At 70.8% G+C, this 19,014-nt stretch carries 17 protein-coding genes; 6 read left to right on the top strand and 11 right to left on the bottom strand.

Features of this window, described 5'->3' with window-relative positions:
• Positions 1–5 precede the first annotated feature (5 nt).
• Both IE97_RS0103165 and IE97_RS0103170 read right to left on the bottom strand, forming a co-directional pair.
• Positions 6–1,031, bottom strand: coding sequence for a 6-phosphofructokinase (locus IE97_RS0103165; protein ID WP_030230487.1), 1,026 nt, complete (start codon positions 1,029–1,031; stop codon positions 6–8).
• A 114-nt stretch (positions 1,032–1,145) separates the two neighbouring features.
• Positions 1,146–1,745: a DUF998 domain-containing protein gene (locus IE97_RS0103170; protein ID WP_030230489.1), complete on the bottom strand. Its 600-nt coding sequence runs from the start codon at positions 1,743–1,745 to the stop codon at positions 1,146–1,148.
• Positions 1,746–1,862: 117 nt separating this feature from the next.
• Here IE97_RS0103170 and IE97_RS0103175 point away from each other — a divergent pair, with 117 nt between their 5' ends.
• The 4 genes from IE97_RS0103175 to IE97_RS0103190 all read left to right on the top strand — a co-directional run bounded on the left by IE97_RS0103175 (position 1,863) and on the right by IE97_RS0103190 (position 5,502).
• Positions 1,863–2,861, top strand: coding sequence for an inorganic phosphate transporter (locus IE97_RS0103175; protein ID WP_030230491.1), 999 nt, complete (start codon positions 1,863–1,865; stop codon positions 2,859–2,861).
• Between the two features lie 112 nt (positions 2,862–2,973).
• Positions 2,974–3,804, top strand: coding sequence for a PP2C family protein-serine/threonine phosphatase (locus IE97_RS0103180; RefSeq protein ID WP_030230493.1), 831 nt, complete (start codon positions 2,974–2,976; stop codon positions 3,802–3,804).
• 99 nt (positions 3,805–3,903) lie between these two features.
• Positions 3,904–4,914 carry an MASE1 domain-containing protein gene (locus IE97_RS0103185; RefSeq protein ID WP_199807017.1) on the top strand — a complete coding sequence of 337 codons (1,011 nt, stop codon included), beginning with the start codon at positions 3,904–3,906 and terminating at the stop codon, positions 4,912–4,914.
• A 78-nt stretch (positions 4,915–4,992) separates the two neighbouring features.
• Positions 4,993–5,502, top strand: coding sequence for a hypothetical protein (locus tag IE97_RS0103190; RefSeq protein WP_030230497.1), 510 nt, complete (start codon positions 4,993–4,995; stop codon positions 5,500–5,502).
• A gap of 23 nt (positions 5,503–5,525) precedes the next feature.
• Here the strand turns inward: IE97_RS0103190 and IE97_RS0103195 are convergent, their stop codons facing one another.
• The 3 genes from IE97_RS0103195 to IE97_RS0103205 form a co-directional block, all read right to left on the bottom strand.
• On the bottom strand, positions 5,526–6,182 hold the full coding sequence (locus tag IE97_RS0103195; protein WP_030230499.1) for a YceI family protein: 657 nt from the start codon (positions 6,180–6,182) through the stop codon (positions 5,526–5,528).
• A 180-nt stretch (positions 6,183–6,362) separates the two neighbouring features.
• Complete coding sequence (locus IE97_RS0103200; RefSeq protein WP_030230502.1) at positions 6,363–7,181, bottom strand: hypothetical protein; 819 nt, start codon at positions 7,179–7,181, stop codon at positions 6,363–6,365.
• Positions 7,178–8,446, bottom strand: coding sequence for a glycosyltransferase family 4 protein (locus tag IE97_RS0103205; protein WP_030230505.1), 1,269 nt, complete (start codon positions 8,444–8,446; stop codon positions 7,178–7,180). The genes IE97_RS0103200 and IE97_RS0103205 overlap by 4 nt, the downstream gene beginning before the upstream one ends.
• Before the next feature lie 226 nt (positions 8,447–8,672).
• Between IE97_RS0103205 and IE97_RS0103210 the strand changes: the two genes are divergently transcribed.
• Entirely contained in the window at positions 8,673–10,391 is a 1,719-nt protein-coding gene (locus IE97_RS0103210) for a VanW family protein (protein ID WP_030230508.1), read from the top strand.
• Positions 10,392–10,499: 108 nt separating this feature from the next.
• Here the strand turns inward: IE97_RS0103210 and IE97_RS0103215 are convergent, their stop codons facing one another.
• The 6 genes from IE97_RS0103215 to IE97_RS0103240 all read right to left on the bottom strand — a co-directional run bounded on the left by IE97_RS0103215 (position 10,500) and on the right by IE97_RS0103240 (position 17,476).
• Positions 10,500–11,282: a carbonic anhydrase gene (locus tag IE97_RS0103215; protein WP_030230511.1), complete on the bottom strand. Its 783-nt coding sequence runs from the start codon at positions 11,280–11,282 to the stop codon at positions 10,500–10,502.
• A 166-nt stretch (positions 11,283–11,448) separates the two neighbouring features.
• Positions 11,449–13,671, bottom strand: a complete 2,223-nt coding sequence (gene katG / locus IE97_RS0103220) for a catalase/peroxidase HPI (RefSeq protein WP_030230514.1) — start codon at positions 13,669–13,671, stop codon at positions 11,449–11,451.
• A gap of 51 nt (positions 13,672–13,722) precedes the next feature.
• The gene (locus tag IE97_RS0103225) at positions 13,723–14,160 is read right to left on the bottom strand and encodes a Fur family transcriptional regulator (RefSeq protein WP_030230517.1); all 438 of its coding nucleotides are present in this window, start codon (positions 14,158–14,160) and stop codon (positions 13,723–13,725) included.
• Between the two features lie 158 nt (positions 14,161–14,318).
• On the bottom strand, positions 14,319–15,233 hold the full coding sequence (locus tag IE97_RS0103230; protein ID WP_030230521.1) for an HpcH/HpaI aldolase/citrate lyase family protein: 915 nt from the start codon (positions 15,231–15,233) through the stop codon (positions 14,319–14,321).
• Complete coding sequence (locus tag IE97_RS0103235) at positions 15,223–16,440, bottom strand: CaiB/BaiF CoA transferase family protein (protein ID WP_030230524.1); 1,218 nt, start codon at positions 16,438–16,440, stop codon at positions 15,223–15,225. The genes IE97_RS0103230 and IE97_RS0103235 overlap by 11 nt, the downstream gene beginning before the upstream one ends.
• Before the next feature lie 112 nt (positions 16,441–16,552).
• Positions 16,553–17,476, bottom strand: a complete 924-nt coding sequence (locus tag IE97_RS0103240) for a LysR family transcriptional regulator (RefSeq protein WP_030230528.1) — start codon at positions 17,474–17,476, stop codon at positions 16,553–16,555.
• A gap of 166 nt (positions 17,477–17,642) precedes the next feature.
• Between IE97_RS0103240 and IE97_RS0103245 the strand changes: the two genes are divergently transcribed.
• Entirely contained in the window at positions 17,643–18,980 is a 1,338-nt protein-coding gene (locus IE97_RS0103245; RefSeq protein WP_030230531.1) for a CitMHS family transporter, read from the top strand.
• The last annotated feature ends 34 nt before the right edge of the window (positions 18,981–19,014 follow it).

The following is a 19,014-nucleotide window of genomic DNA, read 5'->3' on the forward strand; positions in this document are numbered from 1 at the left end:
GCAGGTCATCCGTAGAACGCGGCGAACTCGTCGTACAGCGAGGGATCGACCACCTTGTTCGCCGCTGTGGCATCGGCGAGGGGGAGGCGGACGATGCGCGTGCCCCGCAGGGCGACCATGACGCCGAAGTCACCGTCCTTCACGGCCTCGATGGCGTGCAGCCCGAAGCGGGTGGCCAGCCACCGGTCGAAGGCGCTCGGGGTGCCGCCGCGCTGGATGTGTCCCAGGACCGTGGTACGGGCGTCCTTCTCGGTGCGGGCCGAGATCTCCTGGGCCAGCCATTCACCGATGCCGGACAGCCGCACATGGCCGAACTCGTCGAGCGACTGGTCCTTGAGAATCATCTGTCCCTCCTTGGGCACGGCCCCTTCGGCGACGACGACGATCGGCGCGTAGTTGATCTCGAATCGGCGCTTCACCTGCTCACAGACCTGATCCATGTCGAACGGCCGCTCCGGGATGAGGATCACGTTGGCGCCGCCCGCGATTCCGGCGTGCAGGGCGATCCATCCGGAATGCCGCCCCATGACCTCCACCACGAGGGCGCGCATGTGTGACTCGGCGGTGGTGTGGAGGCGGTCGATCGCCTCCGTCGCGATGCCGACGGCGGTGTCGAAGCCGAAGGTGTAGTCGGTGCCCGAGACGTCGTTGTCGATGGTCTTCGGCACACCGACCAGGTTGATCCCCTGCCGGTTCAGCTCGGCGGCCGCCCCCAGCGTGTCCTCGCCGCCGATCACGACGAGCGCGTCCACATCGTGCGAGGCGAGGGTCTCCTGTACCCGCCGCAGCCCGTCCTCGTGCCGGAACGGGTTGGTGCGGGAGCTCCCGAGGATGGTCCCGCCGCGGGGGAGAATGCCCCGCACGCTGGAGATGTCCAGGGGAACGACGTCGTTCTTCAGAAGACCGAGCCAGCCGTCCCGCACACCGACGAAGTCGAAGGCGTACTCCTGGACACCTTTGCGGACGACGCTGCGGATCACGGCGTTGAGGCCGGGACAGTCACCGCCGCCGGTCAGAACTCCGACCTTCATGGGCCTTCTCCCATCCGCTGGACACCGCCTCCCTCCAGCCTCCCCCCGTTGCATCCGCGGTGGCCACTCGTCGGCTCCCTCTCAGTCGACGTACCGGCACGCCGGGCCCTCCTGTCAGGCCGGGAACCCTTCGCGGCCCGACCCGTGCAGGCAGGAGAGAACCACGACGAGGGGCCAGAGGGACTGCAGGGTCGTCACCGCGCGTTCGGCCACGCCCGCGACACCTTGCAGATGGAGCTCCACCAGGAACCAGGCCATACCCACCGCCATCGCGGCGGTGGCCCCGAGGGACGGCAGGGGGCGCAGCGCCCACGGCACGGCGCCACCCGTACGGGCGGCCAGGACCGGCCAGGCGGCCAGGAAGGAGAAGCCGACGGCGGCGATCGAACCGTGACTCAGAGAGCCGCCGCTGCTCGGCGCCGGGCTCAGCGCCACCGCCAGGGCCGCGACGCCGCCCGCCGCCAGCGCCACACGGCCGGGGACCGCCGCGGCGCGGAGCCCCCAGGCGGTGAGGAGGTGGCAGGCGCCCACGGCGATGAACGCTCCCGTCATCACCCAGGACCCTGCGGTTCCGGGGGCCGCCAGGACACTGATCGTCTGAGCGGCAGGGTCGTAGGCGGGACCTTGCAGTGATGCGGCCACCATCCAGCCGAGGATCAGGACGGTAGGCGCGCAGCCCGACGGCAGCAGGACCCATTTCGGAACAGAGCGCATCGGGACACCGTAAAACGGGCGACGGTTCTTCAAGTGCCACCGCTGCGACTCCTGGCGGGTCTGCCGGAGCGTTTCGCGGCACGATGGGTCCGGGCGGCTGCGGAAAGGTGATCGGGCATGGAGCTCACTCTGGTGGTGCTGATCATCATCGTGGGACTGACGTTCGACTTCACCAACGGTTTCCACGACGCGGCGAACGCCATCGCCACCTCGATCTCCACCAGGGCTCTGACGCCGCGTGCGGCACTGGCCATGGCGGCGGTGATGAACTTCTTCGGCGCCTTCCTGGGGACCGGGGTCGCCGAGACCGTCGGCAGTGGCATCATCGGCGCACCCCAGGACACCTCGGGCCTGCTGCTGGTCCTGTGCGCGCTCGTCGGAGCCATCGGATGGAACGTCTTCACCTGGTGGCGGGGGCTGCCCACCTCGTCCTCGCACGCGCTGATCGGAGGGCTGGTCGGTGCCGCGCTGGCCGCCTCCGCCACGGTGCACTGGTCCGGCATCGTGGACAAGGTCGTCCTGCCGATGCTGCTGTCCCCACTGGTCGGTGTGCTTCTGGGGTACACGCTGCACACGGCCATCCTGTGGATCTTCCGCCGTTCGGCCCCGCGGCGCACCACGCGCCGCTTCCGTATGGCGCAGACCGTGTCCGCCGCGGCCATGGGGCTGGGGCACGGGCTTCAGGACGCGCAGAAGACCATGGGGGTCATCGTGCTCGCCCTGGTCACGGCGGGGTGGCAGGAGGACTTCTCCGTCCCCGTGTGGGTGATCGCAGCCGTGGCGGCCGCCATGGCGGCGGGGACCTACAGCGGCGGGCGTCGCATCATCACCACCCTCGGCCGGCGCATCGTCCATCTCGATCCGCCACGCGGTTTCGCCGCCGAGACCGCTGCCGCGACCGTTCTCTACACCACCGCGTTCCTGGTGAAGGCGCCGATCTCCACCACTCAGACGATCACCGCGGCGATTCTGGGGGCCGGCGCCACCCGGCGCGCCTCGGCGGTGCGCTGGCAGGTGGCGCGCTCGATCGTCACCGCCTGGGTCCTGACGTTCTTCGGCGCCGGGGTCCCCGCCGCCGTGCTCTACCTGGCTCTGCATCACCTCACGGGGGTGTGACGGTGGCCGCGGCGTGCGGTGCACGTGTGTCGGTATCATCCTATTGACGTACATCAGGCGATTCGCCTTCGAGGGCCGTCGCCGACGGTGGCCATCCTCGCCGGAGTGATCAATGTCCCGCACCGGCACGCCGGACGACGGCGACGAGCTGCTGACCAGGCTCGGGGCCCTGACGGCCCAGGCACGTGCGCAGGCCCAGATGCAGCGGTCGCGGGTCGAGCTGGCCATCGCGCTGCAGCGCGGCATGCTGCCGCGGGACCTGCCCGTCGCCCACCGACTGCATCTCGCCGTCCGGTACACGCCCGCCTGTCAGGGGCTCAACGTGGGCGGCGACTGGTACGACGCCTTCATGCTGGGCGACGGACGTATCGGCCTGTCCATCGGTGACGTCCAGGGACACAACATCGAGGCGGCGGCCTTCATGGGGCAGGTGCGGGCCGGGCTGAGGGCCCTGGCCTCCGTCACCGGTGAGCCGGGTGAGGTCCTCGCCCGGACCAACGAGCTGTTGGTGTCCCTGCGCTCCGATCTGTTCGCCACCTGTACGTTCATGCGGCTCGACCCGTGTGCCGGCGTGCTGGAGAGTGCGCGAGCGGGGCATCTGCCGTGCGTATGGGCGACGGCGGACGGGAAGTCCGGCCTCACGGAGGACGAGGGCGGGCCGCCCCTCGGCATCCAGGCGGGGTGGACGTATCCGGTGACGCGGCACGAGCTGACCACGGGTGGTGTGTTCGTGCTGCTCACGGACGGTGTCGTGGAGGGGCCGTCGATGCGGCTCGAGGAGGGTCTGGACCAGGTGGTCCGGCTCGCCGGCATCGCGGCCGTGGCGGCCATGGACGTGGACGCGCTCGCGGCTGCCCTGATCAAGGGCGCCGAGCGCGTGGGGCATGACGACGACGCCGCCGTACTGGTGGTCGGGCTCGACGGGCCGGACGCTCAGCCGTAGGCCGACCGCAGGATCTTCGGCCATCGGGCCGCGGCGCCCTCAGCCATTGGGCCGCAGGGCTGCGCGCTCACCTCGCCGACGCGGCGGCCTCGGTATCTGATGGCTGCTGTGGTAGGTAGCCAGGATCTGCGTGCGCCGGTCGTCGTCGCCCTGCAAGTGCTGGCCGTCGCCGCCTGCTACTACGTCTCGGGGCGGCTGGGCCTCCTGCGGGAACTGGTCGTCGAGGGCTCGGTCGTCACGCCCATCTGGCCCCCCACCGGAGTATCGGTCGCCTTCCTGCTGCTCTTCGGCCTGCGCTGCTGGCCCGGGATCGCCTTGGGGGCCTTCTTCGTCGTTCTGTCACTCACCTCCCCCAGCCCTTCGGTGCTGGGCGTGATGGCGGGAAACACGGCCGCGCCGGTCGTGGGGTACCTGCTGCTGCGCCGGGCCGGTTTCCGTACCGACCTCGCGAGACTGCGGGACGGTCTCGCCCTGGTGTTCCTGGGCGCCTTCACCGCCATGCTGATCAGCTCGACCGTGGGCGTCGGCATGCTGCTCGTCACGGACGAGCTCGAGTGGTCGAGCTTCTGGGCCGTGTGGCTGGCCTGGTGGGTGGGTGACGCGATGGGCGTGCTGATCGTGACCCCGGTGCTGCTCCTGCTGTTCCGCGTCCGCCGGCCCCTGCGGCCGGCGCGCTGGAAGGAGGCCCTGGGCCTGACGCTGATCGTCTGCTGCGTCGTTCCGCTGGCCGCGTACAGCTCGGTCAGCGTGATGTTTCTCGTGTACCCCCTGCTGATCTGGGCGGCTCTGCGCTTCCAGTTGGTGGGAAGCATGCTGTGCGCGCTCGTCGCCTCCGTCCTGGCGACGGTGGCGGCGACCGACCGGGCCGGGCCGTTCGAGCGGCTGAGTCAGGTGGAGGTGATGATCAAGCTGCAGGCCTTCAACGGGGCGATGGCCCTGACGGCCCTGATCCTCTCGGCGGTGATCACCGAGCAGATCAACACGCGGCGTTCGGTGGAGCACGCGTGTCAGGAACTGGTCGAGGTCCTGGAGCATCTCACTGCGGGCGAGCCTGCGGACGGCCGGGCCCCTGCGGAGGAGGGCGGATCCGAACGGAGGCAGGAAGAGTGACGGGCCGCTGCCCTGCCCGCGCCGTCGGCCGTCTGCCGGCATGACATGCGGCGGTTACCCGGGCGTAGGGTTGCCGCCATGACCGAGGTGGAGGTGCTGCAGCTGCTGGTGTCGTCCGCGCACCGTCTGGCCGGGCGGCCGTCGGACGGGCCTGCCGACGGCCCGTCGGACGAGCGGGTCACGCGGGTGGAGGTACGCCGTGGTCTGGGGCTGGTCGGCGACCGCTACTTCGCCAGGCCCGCGCACCGGAACGCGGCGGTGACGATCATGGCCGTGGAGAAGCTGCCCGTGGAGATCGCTCCGCTGGCCGATCTTCGGCACACCCGCCGGAACGTTCTGCTCCGGGGCGTCGACATCGACGCGTACGTCGGCGCGGTGATCGCGCTCGACTGCGGCACGGGGCCGGTGGTGTTCGCCGTGAACCGTCCGGCCCGGCCCTGTGCCTGGATGGACGTGACGCTCGGCCCCGGCGCACAGCGCGCCCTGCGTGGCGGGGGCGGGGTGCGGTGCACACCGCTGAGCGACGGGGTGATCACGCTCGGCCCGGCGACGTTCCGTGTCGTGGCCGGGCCCGACGACGCGGCATGAGCCGTACCGGCCCGCCGAGGCCGTCAGCCTCCCGACGGGGCCAGACGGATGGCGGCGATGTCCAGTTGCAGCCGCACCTTCTCGCTCACCATGGCACCGCCCTCGGCCAGTCTGCTGTTGTACGTCAGACCCCAGTCGGAACGGTTGATCGTGGTGGTGCCGTCGAAACCGACCCTTTCGTATCCGAAGGGGTCGGTGACGTGACCGATGTAGGTCATGTCGAGTACGACGGGACGGGATATGCCTTTGATGGTGAGGTCGCCCGACATGCGGTAGAGGTCGGCACCCGTGTGTTCCACCGCGCTGCTGGTGAAGTGCATACGGGGATAAGTCGCGGCATCGAGGAAGTCACGGCCGACCAAGTGGGCGTCGCGTTGTTCCACCCCGGTGTCGACACTGGAGGTGAACAGCGTGATGTCGGCCCGCGAGCGGGCGGGGTCGTGGGCGTCGAAGAAGAGCCTGCTTTCGTACTCCAGGAAACAACCGCGCACGGTGGTCACCATGGCGTGCCGGACGGAGAAGCCGATCCTGCTGTGGGCGGGGTCGACGACCCACTCACCGGTGAGATTCGCCAGGCCGGGGTCGGACAGGGCGGGGGAAGCCGACGCGCCGGCGGGACGCTGTGGGGGGACGGGCGGCGCCTGCCGGCGGGACGGCACGACGCGGTTGAACAGGTTCATGATTCACCTGGGTACTTGAGTTTCGTTATTGCCGCAAGTCCCCTTGGCCTTCACGGCTGTTGAAGATGACCACCTGCCCTCTTTTGCCGCCCCTTTACACAGAATCCACACACGCCTGTCGCGACGCATTGCCGAAACAACCATCCGAAACGCCATGGTTTTTCATTTCGGGCATATCGGCTATTCGGTCGGCGTCGCCTCGATCGCGAGGTCATTGTCGACCGTGTAGTAAGGGCGCACGGCCGTTCCGTCCGCCGTCATTGCCGGGTAGACGAACACGTGCTTGCGGTCGGCGAGGTCGTCGAGCAACCGGGCGATCCTGATCGGCGGCTCGTCGGCGGCGGGCCGCACGAAGGCGTCCCAGATCCGGCCGGCCTCCTCCCCCGCGACCGTCAGGTCCTCGCGGCCCGCGGTGAAGGCGAAACCCCTGCCGTCGTCGTCGATCCGCGGACGGAGGTCCCGCACGATGTCGCTGCCGCGCAGGCGCAGCCGTACGGTGGCGTCCTCGTCGAGGCCGGCACCGTGCAGGCGCGCCGTGACCGTGATGGCCCGGTCCGTGACGTCGATGGTGCCGGCCTCCGCGTGGGCGGCGCGCCGCCATGCCCTGAGCGCGAGGAAGCCGTCCTTCGTGACGTACGGGATGGTGGCGGTGACCGGGGAGGGCCGGTCGCGAAGGTGACCACCGACCAGGGCGCGCAGATCTCTCAGACCGGGGCGCAGCCGCTGTCGTTCGGCCTCGGGTTCCGCCAGCAGGTACAGGTCCCAGCGGCCTTCGTCGAGGGCCAGGTCTGGCTCCAGTGCCGCGTGCAGGTGGCCGTCGGTGTCGCCGGGTTCCAGTTCGAGCAGGCGGCGGGTCGTCTCGGGCTGCCCCTTCCTGGGACGCAGCCGCAGCAGCAGCTGGGGGCGGGCGCCGGAGCCCGGCGGGAGGCGGAAGACGATGCGGCCGTCCGTGGCGGCCGTGCAGTCGGTGCGCAGGCGGGGGTCGTGGTTCGCGGTCATCGTCGTCCCTTCCGTATCGCGCGCAGGGCGCCGGAGGCCGCTGCGTGGGCTGCGTCGCGGGCGGCGTGGCCCCGTCCGGCCAGCGCGCCGGGTGTGCGGTGGTTCCGGTCAGCGGTGGTGCGCCGGCCGGTGGTTCTGGCTGTGACGGCCTGCTGCAGGAGGCGTTCGGCCTGTGCGACGACGGGGCCGGGGGCGAACCGGCGCGCGTTCTCCAGGGCGGCGCGGCCCATGCGACGGCGGCGTTCGTCGTCGCCGACGAGTTCCAGCAGGGCCGCGGCGAAGGCGTCACGGTCTCCGACCGGTACCAGCCGGCCGTCGGCTCCGTCCTCGATGATCTCGCCGGGGCCGTAGGGGCAGTCCGTGCTGACGACAGGCAGTCCGCAGCGCATCGCCTCGACGATGGTCATGCCGAACGGCTCGAAGTTCGAAGCGGCCGCGCCGATGGACGCCTTGACCCATTCGGCCTCCATGGGGGTGGCGGCCCCCATCAGGAACACGTTGTTCCACAGGCCGAGCTGTTCGATGAGCTGCCTCAGCCTGGGCTGCTCCTCGCCCTTGCCGTAGATGCGCAGCTGCCAGTCCGGGTACGCGGCGGCGACCCGGGCGAACGCCTCGATGAGCAGGTCGTAGCGCTTCACGGGGACCAGCCGGCCGGCGGCGATCACAACCTTGGCGGTTCCGTCCGCCGGGGGCAGCACGGGATCGGGGACGCTGTTCGGGAGGGCCTCCACGTGGACGCCGGGCAGCCACATCTTGCGCCGGTAGACGGCGGCGTCCGCTTCCGTGACCGTGGTGATCACGTCGAGACGGCGGTAGGCGCGACGCAGCGCCGTGCGCAGCCCGGGCGAGTGGTTGTCGAGGGTGAGGTGCTCCTGGCCGACGCGTATGACCCGCTGCGGGGCCTGGCGCGCGATGTGTACGTTGAGGCCCGGGCGGGTGCCGATGACGACGTCGGCGTCGAGCCCCTCGAGGTGCTCGCCGATGCGCTGGTCGGTCAGTTCGCTGTACTGGCGGTGGCGGTACTCGGCGGGCGGGAACACCTTCGCCGGTCTCTGGTGCAGCGGGTGGTCCGCTTCCTTGCGCAGGTCCACCAGCGCCCGCAGCCGCACTCCGGGGTGCAGGGCGAGGTTGGGGTGCTCCCGGTGACGTAACGCCGAGACGATCTCCACGTCGTGCCGCTCGGCGAGCGCCCCGGCCAGGTTGAACGTGGTGGTGATCGTGCCTCCGATTCCGTAGGCGTTGTGGATGAGGAAAGAGATCTTCATGATGGCCTAGACCGTGCGAACGATCAGACAGTTGTTCGTCGTTACCACTCTGTGGCCGCGGTCGGCCGGGCCGGTGCGCGGGCCGTCCGGCCGCCTTCGGCGTGATCTCGGACAAAAGTGGTTCAGGCCATACCGGTTTGCCGCCTTGGTGTGGATAGCTTGGTGCGCCTGTCCGCAGCAGCGTCGCGTCCTCGGTGCACCGCCTGTCCCGATCTCCAGGAGACCCATGCGTCCCCGAATAGCCTCCGTCCCGCGCATCACGTCCCTGCCACCCCTCGCCCTGGCCGGCGGCGCACTGGCCGTGGGTGTCGGTGGTCTCTATCTCGCCGGGCTGGTGCTCGCGGGCGGGGAGATCGACTCCGGTACCTCGGTGCGCGGGGTGGAGATCGGGGGCCTGACCCGTGCGGAGGCGGTGCGGAAGCTGGAGCGTGACCTGGGTGCGGCCGGACCGCGGGAACTGCGGGTGAAGGTCGGCGACCGCACGGGCACGGTCGATCCGCGGCGCGCGGGACTCTCCTTCGACGTCCGGGAAGCCGTCGACCGGGCGGCGCGCACCGACGCGGATCCGTTCAGTGTCTTCGGCGGGTTCTTCCGCTCGGGCGGCGAGATCGAACCCGTGGTGCGCGTCGACGAGAGCAAGGCCCGGGCGGCCCTCGGTGGGCTGGCGAAGAAGCTCGACCAGAAGGTCCGTGACGGTGCCGTCGCCTTCGAGGACGGGCGGGTCGCGGAGGTCGCGCCGCGCACGGGGTACGCGCTGGACGTGGACGCCGCGGTCGGCCCGCTGCGCGCCTCGTTCCTGCGGGGCGACAGCGGCTCGGTCACGTCCCTGCCCGCCCGTGAGACCCGGCCGAAGGTCACGCCCGAGGAGGTACGGCGGGCGGTGCGCACGTTCGCGGAGCCGGCCATGTCGGCACCCGTCACCCTCACCGCGGGCGGCAAGCGGTTCACGATCGGCCCGGAGGTGCTGGGCGAGCACCTGGCGATGCGGCCGGACGGCAGCGGCCGCTTGAGACCGGAGCTCGACGCGAAGGGACTGCGCGATGATCCGGCCGTGGCCGCGTCGCTGAACGACGTCACCACGACCGCCCGGAACGCCCGGCTGCGAGCGGACGGCGAGGCGGTCGTCGTCGCTGAGGACGCCAGGACCGGCCAGGAGGTCACCGACAGAGCGCTGGGCAAGGCGGTGCTGCCCCTGCTCACCCGGGCGGGCTCGGCCCGCGGCGGCGAGGTGGCCGTGCACAGGGTCCAGCCCGAGGTGACCCGCGACAACGCCGCGGACCTGGGGCTGACGGAGACGATGTCCTCCTTCACCGTCCACTTCGAGCCGGCCGAGTACCGCACCAGGAACGTCGGACGGGCGGTGGAACTCATCAACGGCTCCGTCGTCCACCCGGACGAGACCTGGAGCTTCAACCGCACCGTCGGTGAGCGCACCGAGGCCAACGGCTTCGTCGAGGGCATCATCATCCTCGACGACCAGTTCACCAAGGCGTCCGGTGGCGGGGTCTCGGCCGTGGCGACGACCGTGTACAACGCCATGTTCTTCGCGGGGGTCAAGCCCGTGGAGCACGGCGCCCACTCCTTCTACATCGAGCGCTACCCGGAGGGCCGCGAGGCGACGGTCGCCTGGGGCAGCCTGGACCTGAGGTTCACCAACGACTCCGGCAAGGCGATCTACATCCAGGCCGAGTCCACGGACACGTCCGTGACCGTGTCCTTCCTCGGCACCAGGAAGTACGACGAGATCACGTCGGTCAAGGGTCCGCGCACGAAGGTGAAGCAGCCCGAGAAGAAGGTGAGCCACGCCAAGGAGTGCGTGCCGCAGACGCCGCTCGAAGGGTTCGACGTCACCGTGGAGCGGGTCTTCTACGACGACGGCAGGGAAGTGGGGCGGGAGCCGTACCGTACGCACTACACGCCGCGTGACGAGATCGTGTGCGAGTGAGCCACGCGACGCCGTTCGCCTTCTGCTGGAACTCTCCCCCGTCCGTTCCGCTGCGGGCCTGAGGGGGTGTGCCCGGTCCGCTGTCTGCGCAGTGGACCGGGCCGGTCCTCAACTGATGCGGTGGACCGCCTGGTTGGTCAGTTCGTAGCGGGCGCCGACGACGGCCAGTGCACCGGTGCTGATCCTGGCGGCGAGGTCGGGCTCGGCCTGAAGCTCGGAGCGTACGAGCCGGACGTTGGCGTCCACGGTGGCGTCGATCCGGGCGTCCCCTTCCTTGCTGTGGTCGATGGCGGGGCTGATCCGGTCGGCGAGGTACTGGATGTGGGCGGGCAGCGGTTCGCCGGACTGCTCCGCCTCGACGGCGGCACGCACCGCGCCGCACGACTGGTGCCCGAGCACCACGACCAGCGGTATGCCCAGTTCCAGGACGCCGTAGGCGACGCTGCCGAGCACGGCTTCGTCCAGGACCTCGCCGGCGGTGCGCACGGTCATCAGGTCGCCCAGCCCCTGGTCGAAGACCAGCTCCGGAGGCACGCGTGAGTCGATGCAGCCGAGCACGACCGCGAAGGGATGCTGGGCTGTGGTCAACGTCCTCCGTATGGCGGGGGTTTCGTGCGGGTGGCGTTCACGGCAGGCGCGCCAGCGGCGGTTGCCCGCGGCCAGTTCCTGGAGGGCCTCCTGCGGGGTGCTGGGCCGTGGGCGGGTGCGGGGAGCGCCTGTGGTGGCGGTGGCCGGCGGGGTGGCGGCCAGGCCCGCGCCGAGGGCCGCGGCCCCGGTCAGCGCGGTGCGCAGGAGGGTGCGGCGGACGGTGCCGCCGGTGGTCGGCCGTGGACCGGCGAGGGGGTGCGGTTCAGGGCCGGCGCCTCTGTGGGCGGTGGCAGGTGAGTTCACGGCCAGAACGTACGCCCGGTTTGCGGGCACGGCCGGGATTCTTGCCGTTTCATGGTGGGAGTTGGGTAAGTGATGTTCTTGCCTTGAACGGTCTTTGACGGAGTCTCAGGAAAAACGCCGGGACGCCCCGGGCACCGGCCCGGGGCGTCCTGTCAGGCGGGGATGATCAGACCAGATCGAACCGGTCCAGGTTCATGACCTTCACCCACGCCGCGACGAAGTCGTTGACGAACTTCTCCTTCGCGTCGTCGCTCGCGTAGACCTCGGCGAGGGCCCGCAGCTCGGAGTTCGAGCCGAAGACCAGGTCGGCGCGGGAGCCGGCCCACTTGACCTCGCCGGTGGCGGCGTCGCGGCCCTCGAAGGTGGTCTGGTCCTCGGTCGTCGCCTTCCACGTGATGCCCAGGTCGAGCAGGTTGACGAAGAAGTCGTTGGTCAGCGAGCCAGGCGTCTTGGTGAAGGCGCCGAGCTGGGACTGCTGGTAGTTGGCGCCCAGGACGCGCAGACCACCGACCAGCACGGTCATCTCCGGGGCGCTCAGGGTGAGCAGGTTCGCCCGGTCGAGCAGCAGGTACTCGGCCGGCAGGCGGTTGCCCTTGCCGAGGTAGTTGCGGAAGCCGTCGGCGGTCGGCTCGAGCGCCTCGAAGGACTCGGCGTCGGTGTGCTCCTCCGTCGCGTCCACACGGCCCGCGGTGAAGGGGACCTCCACCTGGAAGCCGGCTTCCTTGGCGGCCTTCTCGACGGCGGCGGTGCCGCCGAGGACGATCAGGTCGGCCAGGGACACCTTCTTGGCGCCGGCGCCGGAGTTGAACTCCTGCTGGATGCCCTCCAGGACGCGCAGGACCTGCGCCAGCTCGTCGGGCTCGTTGACCTCCCAGCCGCGCTGCGGCTCCAGGCGGATGCGGGCGCCGTTGGCACCGCCGCGCTTGTCGCTGCCGCGGAAGGTGGACGCCGAGGCCCAGGCCGTGGACACCAGCTGCGAGACGGACAGACCCGACTCGAGGAGCTTAGTCTTGAGGGTCGCGATGTCCGCGGCGTCGATGGGCTCGCCCTCGGCCTCGGGCAGCGGGTCCTGCCAGATGAGGGTCTCCTCCGGGACCTCCGGGCCGAGGTACAGGGACTTCGGGCCCATGTCACGGTGGGTCAGCTTGAACCAGGCGCGGGCGAAGGCGTCCGCGAACTCCTCCGGGTTCTCGTAGAACCGGCGGGAGATGGGCTCGTAGATCGGGTCGAAGCGCAGCGACAGGTCGGTGGTGAGCATCTTCGGGCGGTGCTTCTTCGACGGGTCGTGCGCGTCCGGCACGATCTCCGGGGCGTCCTTCGCCACCCACTGGTGGGCGCCGGCCGGGCTCTGCTCGAGCTCGTACTCGTACTCGAAGAGGTTCTTGAAGAAGCCGTTGCTCCACTGGGTCGGCGTGGTGGTCCAGGTGACCTCCAGGCCGGAGGTGATGGCGTCGCCGCCCTTGCCGGTGCCGTAGGTGCTCTTCCAGCCCAGGCCCTGCTCCTCCATGGAGGCGGCCTCGGGGTCGGCGCCGACGTGGTCGGCCGGGCCGGCGCCGTGGGTCTTGCCGAAGGTGTGGCCGCCGGCGATCAGGGCAACGGTCTCCTCGTCGTTCATCGCCATGCGGCGGAACGTCTCACGGATGTCGCGGGCCGCGGCGAGCGGGTCCGGGTTGCCGTTGGGGCCCTCGGGGTTGACGTAGATAAGGCCCATCTGGACGGCGCCGAGCGGGTTCTCCAGCTCACGGTCGCCGGAGTAGCGCTTGTCGTCGAGCCAGGTGGTCTCGGGACCCCAGTAGACGTCCTCCTCGGCCTCCCAGACGTCCGCGCGGCCGCCGGCGAAGCCGAAGGTCTCGAAGCCCATCTGTTCCAGGGCGACGTTGCCGGTGAGGATCAGCAGGTCGGCCCAGGAGATGCTCTGGCCGTACTTCTTCTTGACCGGCCACAGCAGGCGGCGGGCCTTGTCGAGGTTGCCGTTGTCCGGCCAGCTGTTGAGCGGGGCGAAGCGCTGCTGGCCGGCGCCGGCGCCGCCGCGGCCGTCGCTGATGCGGTAGGTGCCCGCGCTGTGCCAGGCCATACGGACCATCAGGGGGCCGTAGTGGCCGAAGTCGGCGGGCCACCAGTCCTGCGAGGTGGTCAGAACCTCGGCGATGTCACGTTTCACGGCGGCGAGGTCGAGGTTCTTGAACGCCTCGGCGTAGTCGAACTCCCCGCCGAGCGGGTTGGCGACCTCGGGGTTCTTGGCGAGGATCTTCAGGTTGAGCCGCTCGGGCCACCACTGGCGGTTGCCGCCGCCCTGGGTGGGATGCAGAGCGCGGCCGTGCGCCACCGGGCAGCCGCCCGTCTCCTCCTGCTTCGAGTCAGTGACGATCGCGTCGTGGTTCTCGGTCATGGGAATCCTTCCGGACGGGGTGGATCACGGTGCTCGGGTGGATCACATCGCTCAGGTACTGCGGGCGGTGGAACAGGCGGGGCACAGGCCCCAGTAGATGACCTCGGCCTCGTCGACGGCGAAGCCCCGGTCGTCGGACGCGGTCAGGCACGGGGCGTGGCCGACCGCGCAGTCCACGTCGGCGACGGTCCCGCACGACCGGCACACGAGGTGGTGGTGGTTGTCGCCGACCCGTCCCTCGTACAGGGCCGGGCTGCCCGGCGGGTCGAGGCGGCGTATGAGTCCCGCCGCGGTGAGTGCGTGGAGCCCCTCGTAGACGGCCTGGACGGAGATGTGGCCGACGCGGCCGCGCACCTCGGAGGCGATGGCCTCGGCGCCGAGGTGGTCACCGTCCCGCACGGTCTCGAGCAGCGCGACGCGGGCGGCCGTCACCCGCAGGCCGGCACCGCGCAGCTCCTCGGCGGTGGTCGGGTTCCGGGATGCGGTCATGGCGGACAACCTATCCACACAAACACGATCGGTTCAAGAAAACGAACGGTTCAATTTTGATGTCGCGTTCGTGACCCTTGACGCGCCTGGCCCGTGAACTGGTGTGAGCTGCACCACAGTCAACAGGATCGGTCCTCCGGTGTGGTGCCGGGATGGTGTCAGCCGCGTCCGTGTCGCGCCAGCACCGCACGTGCTGTTTCGGCCATGGCTTCGTCGACCATCCGTCCTTCGAAGGTGAGGGCGCCGACGCCGTCGCGCTGGGCCGACTCCACGGCGGCGACGAGGCGGGCACAGCGGTCGAGCTCTTCGGTGCCGGGGGCGAAGACCTCGTTGATCACGGGGACGTGGGCCGGATGGATGGCCATCATGCCGTCGTAGCCGAGGGAGCGGTTCTGCTCGGCGAAGGCGCGCAGCCCCGTCAGGTCGGCTATGTCCGTCCACAGTCCGGTTACCGGGTAAGGCGCTCCGGCGGCACGGACGTCGAGCAGGACACGGGAACGCAGGGCCAAGGTCTCGGCGCCCTGGGGGCTCCAGCGGTAGCCGACCGCGCGTTCGACGTCGCCGCCGGGGGCGGTCAGCGCGCCGGCGTAGGCGACCCGGGGGGCTGTCGCGGCGATGTCGTAGGCGTCGCGCAGGGCTCGGGCCGACTCGAGCAGGGGGACGAGGGCCGTCGTGCCGGGGGGCATGCCGTGGTCCCGTTCGCACCAGTCGATCAGACGGTCCGCGAGCCGGATGTCGGCGGCGGTGTGCACCTTGGGCAGGACGATCCCGGCCAGGCCGGGGCGTACGACGGTGCGCAGTTCGTCGGCGGCGGCCCAGTCGTCGAGCGGGTTGACACGGACGAAGAGAGGCATCGCGGCGCGCTGTTCGGCGGATTCCGCGAGGGCCTCGGCGACCCGGGCACGGGCGAGCGGTTTGTCGGGGGCCGGTACCGCGTCCTCCAGGTCGAGGATGGCGGCGTCGGCACCGGCGGCACGGGCCTTGGGGAGCCAGTCCGTGCGGTGGCCGGGGACGAAGAGCAGGGAGCGGAGCGGGGGGCGGGGCAGGGCGGCCGGGCGGGGTTCAGACGACATCGTTCTTCTCCAGGTCGGCCAGTTCCCGGTCGCTCAGTCCCAGCCAGTCCCGGTACACGAGTTCGTTGTCCTGGCCGAGTGCGGGCCCGGTGCGCCAGACCTGCCCGGGGCGTTGACGGAAGTGCGGGATGACGGCCTGCATGCGGACTTCGCCCAGGTCGGGGTCGGGGACGGTGACGATGTCGCCGCGTTCGGCGTAGACCGGGTCGGCCGCGATGTCGGCCGCGTCGAACACCCGGGAGGCCACGACTTCGGCGCGGGCGAACGCCTCCAGACACTCGGCGGCGGAACGGCCGGCGACCCAGGCCCGCAGGCCCTCATCCAGCTCCCCGCGTCGCGCGTGCTGCTGTTCCGACGTGGCGAACTCCTCCTCCGGCAGGCCGAGCAGCCGTGCCACGTTGCGCACGGAGCGCAGGGTCGCTGAGGTCACCGTGATCCACTGCTCGTCGCGGGAGCGGTAGGTGTTGATGACGGCGGCGGGCGCGACCGCGAGCTGGTTGCCGGAGCGCTGCGGTACGGTGCCCAGCTGGTCGTGGACGATGACCTGCCACTCGACGAGCCGGAAGAGGGGTTCGAACAGGGCGAGGTCGATCCACTCGCCGTCGAAGCCGGGGTCGTGGTCGCGCCGGTGAAGGGCGGCGAGGACGGCGTAGGCGCCCATCAGACCGGTCACGGCGTCGCCGTGCGAGAAGCCGGTGTGGACGGGCGGCCCGTCCGGATGGCCGGTCAGATGGACGACTCCGCTGCGGGCTTCGCCCATCTTGCCGAAGCCGGGGGCGTCCGCCTGGCTCGAGGTGGCGCCGAAGCCGGAGATCTGCAGCAGGACCGCCTTCGGGTTGATCCGGTGCACGGACTCCCAGTCGAGGCCCCAGCTGCGCAGGCGCCCGGCGCGCAGGGTGACGATGACGACGTCCGCCCAGGCGACGAGACGGTGGGCGACCGCACGACCCTCGGCGTGGTGCAGGTCGAGGGTGACGGAGCGCTTGTTGCGGGCGGCGACCTTGAACCACAGGGGCACGCCGTCGCGCCTGGGTCCCATCGCGCGGGCGGCGTCGCCGGTGCCCGGGGGTTCGACGTGGACCACGTCCGCGCCCTGGTCGGCGAGCATCGAACCGGCGAGCGGGCCGGCCACCACATGGGCGAACTCGACGACCTTCAGTCCTCGCAACTGCCCGTGCCCCGTGGTGTTCCGCTGGTCGTCCGGCACCGATGCGTCCCCTTGCCTCAGCTGGTCAGGTCGCCTTCAGACTGCCGAGGCGGAGAAATGCCTGTCCAGCAAAAGAACGCCATCAATCAATGCGAAGAGCGCATCAATCGGATCAGGCCCAGGACACTCCCGGAGGGAGTTCCCTTCCCTCGGCACGGAACTTCTCCAGCGTTTCCAGGAAGTGCTCGGTGACGCTCGGGAGCGTACGCCGGGCGCGCAGGGCGATGTCCAGGCGCCGGTCGACGACGGGGCCGACGAGCGGCCGGAAGACGAAGGGCCCGGTGCCCAGCAGGGGCAGGACGAGGGCGGGCAGCGCGGTCACGCCGAGGCCGGCCGCGACCAGTCCGCCCACGGTGGCGACGCTGCCGGCTTCCGCAGCGGGGGCTGCGTGCGCGTCGACCTGGCCGAACGCGGCGTCGGTGAGACGCCGCACGCTGGAGTCGCGGCCGACGGCGAGGAACGGCTCGCGCGCCAGGTCCGCCCAGCCCACTTCGTCGCGGTCGGCGAGCGGATGGTCGTCGCGCAGGACCGCGACGAAACGGTCCCGGGCCAGGGGACGGTGCTCCAGCCGCTCCGGCGGCACGCCGACCGTGGTGATCGCGAAGTCCGCGTCACCGGACAGGACCCGGTTCAGCACCGCCCGTTCCAGGCCGTCCAGCAGACGCACGGCCACCCGGGGCCGGTCCGTGCGGAACCCGGAGATGACCTGCGGAAGCAGCACCGCGGCGACCGAGGGCAGAGTGGCGACGGCGACCGTGCCCGACTCGCCGAGCAGGAAGCGGTCCAGTTCCCTCATCCCGGCCCGGTGGGCGCTGAGGATCTGCTCGGCGATCCGCAGCGCCTCGGCGCCGGCGGCGGTCAACTGCACGTTGCGGGTGTCGCGTTCGAGGAGCTGGGCGCCGACCTGCCGTTCCAGGTCGGCGACCGCGCGGCTGAGGGACGACTGCGAGACGCCCAACTGGGCGGCTGCCGCGGTGAAACTCGTCGCCCGGGCGACGGCCGCGTAGGCCGAGAGCTGACGCAGGGAGGCCTCCATGGCTGGGAAGCGTACGCCGGTCCGGGCCGATTGATGCGCTGATCGCATGGACAGATCCCGGTTTGATGCTGGACAGGGATCGCCCGGCGCTTCGACACTCTCGGCTATCCCCGTACGCCCACGCTGCGCGCCGCCGGGGACCGCCCCCGAGAAAGCGAGCGTCACCATGCAGGCAGCCCTGGGCTTCGCCACGATCGCCCTGTTCCTGGTACTCACCATGACCAGACGCGTCTCGGTGCTGGTCGCTCTGGTGGTGCTTCCGGTGCTGGCGGCGCTGGTGGGCGGGTTCGCGGGAGAGCTGGGCGGGATGGTGCTCGACGGGCTGTCGAAGGTGGCGCCCACCGGCATCATGATCGCTTTCGCTGTTCTGTACTTCAGCCTCATGGTCGACGCCGGCCTGTTCGACCCGCTGATCCGCAGTCTGTTGCGGCTGGCCAAGGGGGATCCGCTGCGCATCACGGTCGCCACGGCCGTCCTGACGCTGTGTGTGGCCCTGGACGGGGACGGGGCGTCCACGTTCCTGATCACCGTGTCCGCGCTGCTGCCCGTCTACCGGAAGCTCGGCATGAGTCCGCTGGTGCTGTCCGGGGTCGTCTGCCTGGGGGCGGGCGTGATGAACATGGTGCCCTGGGGCGGGCCCACGGTGCGTGCCATGGCGGCGCTGAAGCTGGAGAGCTCGGACGTCTTCACCCCGGTGCTGCCCGCGATGGGGCTCGGCATCGCCTGGGTCCTGGTGGCGGCCTGGCTGATCGGCCGCCGGGAGCGGCGGCGGCTCGGCACGATCAACGTGCCCGGCCCGGAGGCCGTCGCCGTCGAGCCCGCTCGTACGGCCGCCGGCGCGCCCGGCGACGGGCCCGGTGCCGTCCGGGTGGCGGACCCGCCGCGGCTCTGGCCGACGGTGTTCAACCTGGTGCTGACCGTCGTGCTCCTCGTCGCCCTGATCCTGGAGGTGATGCCGCTGCCGGTGCTGTTCGTCCTCGGGTTCACGGTGGCGCTCCTGGTCAATCACCCCACGTGGGAACAGCAGCAGGCGCTGCTCGACAAGCATGCGAAGAACGTGGTCCTCGTGACCACCATGATCTTCGCCGCCGGTGTGTTCACCGGAGTTCTCACCGGGACCGCCATGATCGACGAGATGGCCGAGGCGCTCGTGTCCGTGATACCGGATTCCCTCGGCGGGCATCTGCCGGTGCTGGTGGCTGTCACCGGCATGCCGCTGAGTCTGGTCTTCACCCCGGACGCCTACTACTTCGGTGTCCTGCCCGTGCTCGCCGAGACCGCGCACGGCTTCGGCACCGATCCGGCCGAAGTCGCGCGGGCGGCCATCCTCGGCCAGATGACCACGGGCTTCCCGCTCAGCCCGCTCACCGCCTCCACCTTCATCCTGGTCGGCATGAGCGGCGTCCAGCTCGGCGAGCACCAGCGGTTCATCTTCCGCTGGGCCTTCGCCACCACGCTCGTGATGACCGCCGGCGCCCTCCTCACCGGCGCCCTCTCCCCCTGACGGAGGCTCTCAGCGGCCGGGGCGTACGGCCGCC

This window comes from Streptomyces sp. NRRL S-455 (genome assembly GCF_000717875.1).
Classification (GTDB): domain Bacteria; phylum Actinomycetota; class Actinomycetes; order Streptomycetales; family Streptomycetaceae; genus Streptomyces.